This window comes from Acinetobacter sp. 1424608, from assembly GCF_000588255.1.
Classification (GTDB): Bacteria; Pseudomonadota; Gammaproteobacteria; order Pseudomonadales; family Moraxellaceae; genus Acinetobacter; species Acinetobacter nosocomialis.
Genome location: NZ_JFXL01000022.1, coordinates 49,716 through 55,829, shown reverse-complemented (window position 1 = coordinate 55,829; position 6,114 = coordinate 49,716). Strand labels below are relative to the sequence as shown.

The window sequence follows — 6,114 nt, the reverse complement described above, 5'->3', positions numbered from 1 at the left end:
CTTTGTAGATTTATGAATCGATTGATGCTTTATATACAACTGCTTGGGTGTTGTATAGTCAAGCCTCACGAGCAATTAGTATTGGTCAGCTTCACATATCACTATGCTTCCACATCCAACCTATCAACGTCCTAGTCTCGAACGGCTCTTTAGAGGAATAAATTCCTAGGGAAATCTTATCTTGAGGTAGGCTTCCCGCTTAGATGCTTTCAGCGGTTATCCCTTCCGAACATAGCTACCCGGCGATGCGACTGGCGTCACAACCGGTACACCAGAGGTTCGTCCACTCTGGTCCTCTCGTACTAGGAGCAGATCCTCTCAAATTTCCAGCGCCCACGGTAGATAGGGACCGAACTGTCTCACGACGTTCTAAACCCAGCTCGCGTACCTCTTTAAATGGCGAACAGCCATACCCTTGGGACCTGCTTCAGCCCCAGGATGAGATGAGCCGACATCGAGGTGCCAAACACCGCCGTCGATATGAACTCTTGGGCGGTATCAGCCTGTTATCCCCAGAGTACCTTTTATCCGTTGAGCGATGGCCCTTCCATACAGAACCACCGGATCACTAAGACCTACTTTCGTACCTGCTCGACTTGTGGGTCTCGCAGTTAAGCGCGCTTTTGCCTTTATACTCTACGCGTGATTTCCGACCACGCTGAGCGCACCTTCGTACTCCTCCGTTACTCTTTAGGAGGAGACCGCCCCAGTCAAACTACCCACCAGACACGGTCCTCGTCCCGGATAACGGGACAGAGTTAGAACCTCAACATTACCAGGGTGGTATTTCAAGGACGGCTCCATTGGAACTAGCGTTCCAACTTCAAAGCCTCCCACCTATCCTACACAAGTAAGGTCAAAGTTCAGTGTCAAGCTGCAGTAAAGGTTCACGGGGTCTTTCCGTCTAGCCGCGGGTACACTGCATCTTCACAGCGATTTCGATTTCACTGAGCCTCTGCTGGAGACAGCGCCGCCATCATTATGCCATTCGTGCAGGTCGGAACTTACCCGACAAGGAATTTCGCTACCTTAGGACCGTTATAGTTACGGCCGCCGTTTACTGGGGCTTCGATCAAGAGCTTCGCTTACGCTAACCCCATCAATTAACCTTCCAGCACCGGGCAGGCATCACACCCTATACGTCCACTTTCGTGTTTGCAGAGTGCTATGTTTTTAATAAACAGTTGCAGCGGCCTGGTTTCTGCGGCTGTCATCAGCTCAGGAAGCAAGTTCCATCACCAACAACAGCGTACCTTCTCCCGAAGTTACGGTACCATTTTGCCTAGTTCCTTCAGCAGAGTTCTCTCAAGCGCCTTGGTCTACTCGACCTGACCACCTGTGTCGGTTTCGGGTACGATTCCTGTGTAACTGAAGCTTAGAGACTTTTCCTGGAAGCATGGTATCAGCCACTTCGCTGTACAAGTACAGCTTGCTATCGGATCTCAGTATAGAGTACCCCGGATTTGCCTAAGATACATACCTACATCCTTCCACCTGGACAACCAACGCCAGGCTGACTTAACCTTCTCCGTCCTCTCATCGCATTACACAGAAGTATTGGAATATTAACCAATTTCCCATCGACTACGCCTTTCGGCCTCGCCTTAGGGGTCGACTCACCCAGCCCCGATTAACGTTGGACTGGAACCCTTGGTCTTTCGGCGAACGGGTTTTTCACCCGTTTTGTCGTTACTCACGTCAGCATTCGCACTTCTGATACCTCCAGCATACTTCTCAATACACCTTCATCGGCTTACAGAACGCTCCCCTACCACTTGACTAATGTCAAATCCGCAGCTTCGGCACATAGTTTTAGCCCCGTTACATCTTCCGCGCAGGCCGACTCGACTAGTGAGCTATTACGCTTTCTTTAAAGGGTGGCTGCTTCTAAGCCAACCTCCTAGCTGTCTATGCCTTCCCACATCGTTTCCCACTTAACTATGATTTTGGGGCCTTAGCTGGCGGTCTGGATTGTTTTCCTCTTGACTACGGACGTTAGCACCCGCAGTCTGTCTCCCGGATAGTACTCATAGGTATTCGGAGTTTGCATCGGTTTGGTAAGTCGGGATGACCCCCTAGCCGAAACAGTGCTCTACCCCCTATGGTATTCGTCCGAGGCGCTACCTAAATAGCTTTCGGGGAGAACCAGCTATCACCAGGCTTGATTAGCCTTTCACCCCTATCCACAAGTCATCCCCTGGCTTTTCAACGACAGTGGGTTCGGTCCTCCAGTTAGTGTTACCCAACCTTCAACCTGCTCATGGATAGATCGCCTGGTTTCGGGTCTATACCCAGCAACTAAACGCCCTATTAAGACTCGATTTCTCTACGGCTCCCCTATACGGTTAACCTCGCTACTGAATATAAGTCGCTGACCCATTATACAAAAGGTACGCAGTCACACCACGAAGGTGCTCCCACTGCTTGTATGCATGCGGTTTCAGGATCTATTTCACTCCCCTCACAGGGGTTCTTTTCGCCTTTCCCTCACGGTACTGGTTCACTATCGGTCAGTCAGGAGTATTTAGCCTTGGAGGATGGTCCCCCCATATTCAGACAAGGTTTCACGTGCCTCGCCCTACTCGTCATCATTATGTGTGCCCTTTCGTGTACGGGAATATCACCCTCTACGTTCGCACTTCCCAGAGCGTTCCACTAAAACACACATAACTTAATGGGCTGATCCCCGTTCGCTCGCCGCTACTGAGGGAATCTCAATTGATTTCTTTTCCTAAGGGTACTGAGATGTTTCACTTCCCCTCGTTCGCCTTGCAACACTATGTATTCATGTTGCAATACCTACCTTAAAGTAGGTGGGTTCCCCCATTCAGACATCTCCGGATCAAAGGATATTTGCCGCCTCCCCGGAGCTTTTCGCAGGCTATCACGTCTTTCATCGCCTCTGACTGCCAAGGCATCCACCACATGCACTTAATTACTTGACTATACAACCCCAAACAGTCGACGTTACCTACAAGTTAGTAACTTCAACATTTCAGTTTAGAGCACTGTGTATTTAAACACTGTACAGCTTCAATCTAAATTCATATACCAAAACGCTTGATTCAGTTAATTTGCTAGTTCTCAATTCATTCAGATTAATTGCTTAATCTAAACTCTTGAGTGAACAATTTATTTCAGACTCAATTTTGCCAATCTGTTAATGAATAAACACGCCTTCGTCAGGTCATGCTTAATACCGTGATACTTAAATCACAGAAGTTAATAAACCAAGACCGAAATCTCTATTTACTAATTTCTGTAATCCGAACTTATCTTAAGTTCTGGTGGAGACTAGGAGAGTCGAACTCCTGACCTCCTGCGTGCAAAGCAGGCGCTCTACCAACTAAGCTAAGTCCCCAGCTTACATCATCAGTCATGTATCTTTTATCTATAACTTTAACCAGTCAAAGTCATGGTGGGTCTGACAAGACTTGAACTTGTGACCCCACGCTTATCAAGCGTGTGCTCTAACCAACTGAGCTACAGACCCTCAGATACATCTATGAAGAACAACTTGTTGTGGATTCTTACCAATCGTCAATCTTTCGTTAAGGAGGTGATCCAGCCGCAGGTTCCCCTACGGCTACCTTGTTACGACTTCACCCCAGTCATCGGCCACACCGTGGTAACCGCCCTCTTTGCAGTTAGGCTAGCTACTTCTGGTGCAACAAACTCCCATGGTGTGACGGGCGGTGTGTACAAGGCCCGGGAACGTATTCACCGCGGCATTCTGATCCGCGATTACTAGCGATTCCGACTTCATGGAGTCGAGTTGCAGACTCCAATCCGGACTACGATCGGCTTTTTGAGATTAGCATCACATCGCTGTGTAGCAACCCTTTGTACCGACCATTGTAGCACGTGTGTAGCCCTGGCCGTAAGGGCCATGATGACTTGACGTCGTCCCCGCCTTCCTCCAGTTTGTCACTGGCAGTATCCTTAAAGTTCCCGACATTACTCGCTGGCAAATAAGGAAAAGGGTTGCGCTCGTTGCGGGACTTAACCCAACATCTCACGACACGAGCTGACGACAGCCATGCAGCACCTGTATGTAAGTTCCCGAAGGCACCAATCCATCTCTGGAAAGTTCTTACTATGTCAAGGCCAGGTAAGGTTCTTCGCGTTGCATCGAATTAAACCACATGCTCCACCGCTTGTGCGGGCCCCCGTCAATTCATTTGAGTTTTAGTCTTGCGACCGTACTCCCCAGGCGGTCTACTTATCGCGTTAGCTGCGCCACTAAAGCCTCAAAGGCCCCAACGGCTAGTAGACATCGTTTACGGCATGGACTACCAGGGTATCTAATCCTGTTTGCTCCCCATGCTTTCGCACCTCAGCGTCAGTGTTAGGCCAGATGGCTGCCTTCGCCATCGGTATTCCTCCAGATCTCTACGCATTTCACCGCTACACCTGGAATTCTACCATCCTCTCCCACACTCTAGCTAACCAGTATCGAATGCAATTCCCAAGTTAAGCTCGGGGATTTCACATTTGACTTAATTAGCCGCCTACGCGCGCTTTACGCCCAGTAAATCCGATTAACGCTTGCACCCTCTGTATTACCGCGGCTGCTGGCACAGAGTTAGCCGGTGCTTATTCTGCGAGTAACGTCCACTATCTCTAGGTATTATCTAAAGTAGCCTCCTCCTCGCTTAAAGTGCTTTACAACCATAAGGCCTTCTTCACACACGCGGCATGGCTGGATCAGGCTTGCGCCCATTGTCCAATATTCCCCACTGCTGCCTCCCGTAGGAGTCTGGGCCGTGTCTCAGTCCCAGTGTGGCGGATCATCCTCTCAGACCCGCTACAGATCGTCGCCTTGGTAGGCCTTTACCCCACCAACTAGCTAATCCGACTTAGGCTCATCTATTAGCGCAAGGTCCGAAGATCCCCTGCTTTCTCCCGTAGGACGTATGCGGTATTAGCATCCCTTTCGAGATGTTGTCCCCCACTAATAGGCAGATTCCTAAGCATTACTCACCCGTCCGCCGCTAGGTCCAGTAGCAAGCTACCTTCCCCCGCTCGACTTGCATGTGTTAAGCCTGCCGCCAGCGTTCAATCTGAGCCATGATCAAACTCTTCAGTTAAAATCATTTTGCACCTTATTTATAGACAAGGTGCCAATTCTGGCTCATCAATTACTGACTTAAATTTCGCTCAAATAAACTTCGAGTAATTTAAACCAATCAATCAATGAAAATTATTTCGATTAATCAATCAGTAAAAATCCACACAAGTTGTTCTTCAATTCTCTTAATGATTTTTCTGCTCCTCGTCAGAGACAGATCCAACACAATACTAAGCTCTTATCTTAACCCTGTAAGCTAAGATATTCTCGTGTATCGCGTCGGGATGAGTGCATTATAGGGAAAAAAAACCGGTACGCAAGCACTTTTGTAAATATCCATGCTCGACCGGTTCTTTTTCAGTCAAATAAATTTAAAAAATAATTTAAGTTATTGATTTGTATATTTAATTTATTTTCCCGTTGTTTTGATCTTTATATCTACAATCTTTATAGGCTGTTTGGGTACGTTTTGATGCATGCCATAGTTTGATGTAGGAACCTGAACAATACGGTCTACTACATCCATTCCTTTTACGACCTTACCAAAAACGGCATATCCCGGATTTCCCGGTGAACGGTTAAGAAATTTATTATCTGCGACATTTATAAAAAATTGGCTAGTAGCTGAATCTGGATCTGATGTACGAGCCATCGCTAAAGTACCACGTGTATTTGCAATACCATTTCCTGCTTCGTTCTTAATAGGTGCTCGTGTTGTCTTTTCCTGCATATTTGCAGTCATGCCACCCCCTTGTGCCATAAAACCAGGAATCACACGATGAAAAATTGTTTCTTTATAAAAACCAGACTTTATATAGCTTTTAAAGTTATTCACACTAATCGGTGCTTTATCGTCATACAACTCTATTTCGATGTTGCCTAAATTTGTTTGCATTTCAACTAAGCTATTAGCCCATACTGAGTGACTACTTAGACCTAGACAAAACAACATCAATAACTTTTTCATATTTTCCTACAATAAGCTTTATAAAAAGATAATTATTAAATCTAATCGCCTACAGCGAAGAATTCTAGTGGCTATT

At 47.1% G+C, this 6,114-nt stretch carries 1 protein-coding gene, 2 tRNA genes and 2 rRNA genes; all 5 read right to left on the bottom strand.

The features are described 5' to 3' along the window. Positions 1–54: 54 nt before the first annotated feature. The 5 genes from J678_RS20375 to J678_RS20355 all read right to left on the bottom strand — a co-directional run bounded on the left by J678_RS20375 (position 55) and on the right by J678_RS20355 (position 6,038). Positions 55–2,945: ribosomal RNA gene (locus J678_RS20375) — 23S ribosomal RNA — on the bottom strand. A 340-nt stretch (positions 2,946–3,285) separates the two neighbouring features. Further along, a tRNA-Ala gene (locus J678_RS20370) sits at positions 3,286–3,361 on the bottom strand. A gap of 55 nt (positions 3,362–3,416) precedes the next feature. Continuing rightward, positions 3,417–3,493, bottom strand: a tRNA-Ile gene (locus J678_RS20365). Positions 3,494–3,552: 59 nt separating this feature from the next. Next, positions 3,553–5,090 (bottom strand): 16S ribosomal RNA (locus J678_RS20360). Together the 16S and 23S rRNA genes with 2 tRNA genes alongside form the textbook arrangement of a ribosomal RNA operon. Before the next feature lie 390 nt (positions 5,091–5,480). Continuing rightward, complete coding sequence (locus J678_RS20355) at positions 5,481–6,038, bottom strand: peptidylprolyl isomerase (protein ID WP_002051931.1); 558 nt, start codon at positions 6,036–6,038, stop codon at positions 5,481–5,483. Between the last annotated feature and the right edge of the window lie 76 nt (positions 6,039–6,114).

Bases quoted from the DNA above. Each gene is read 5' to 3' on its own strand.
- J678_RS20355 (WP_002051931.1), bottom strand. From the start codon at position 6,038: ATGAAAAAGTTATTGATGTTGTTTTGTCTAGGTCTAAGTAGTCACTCA.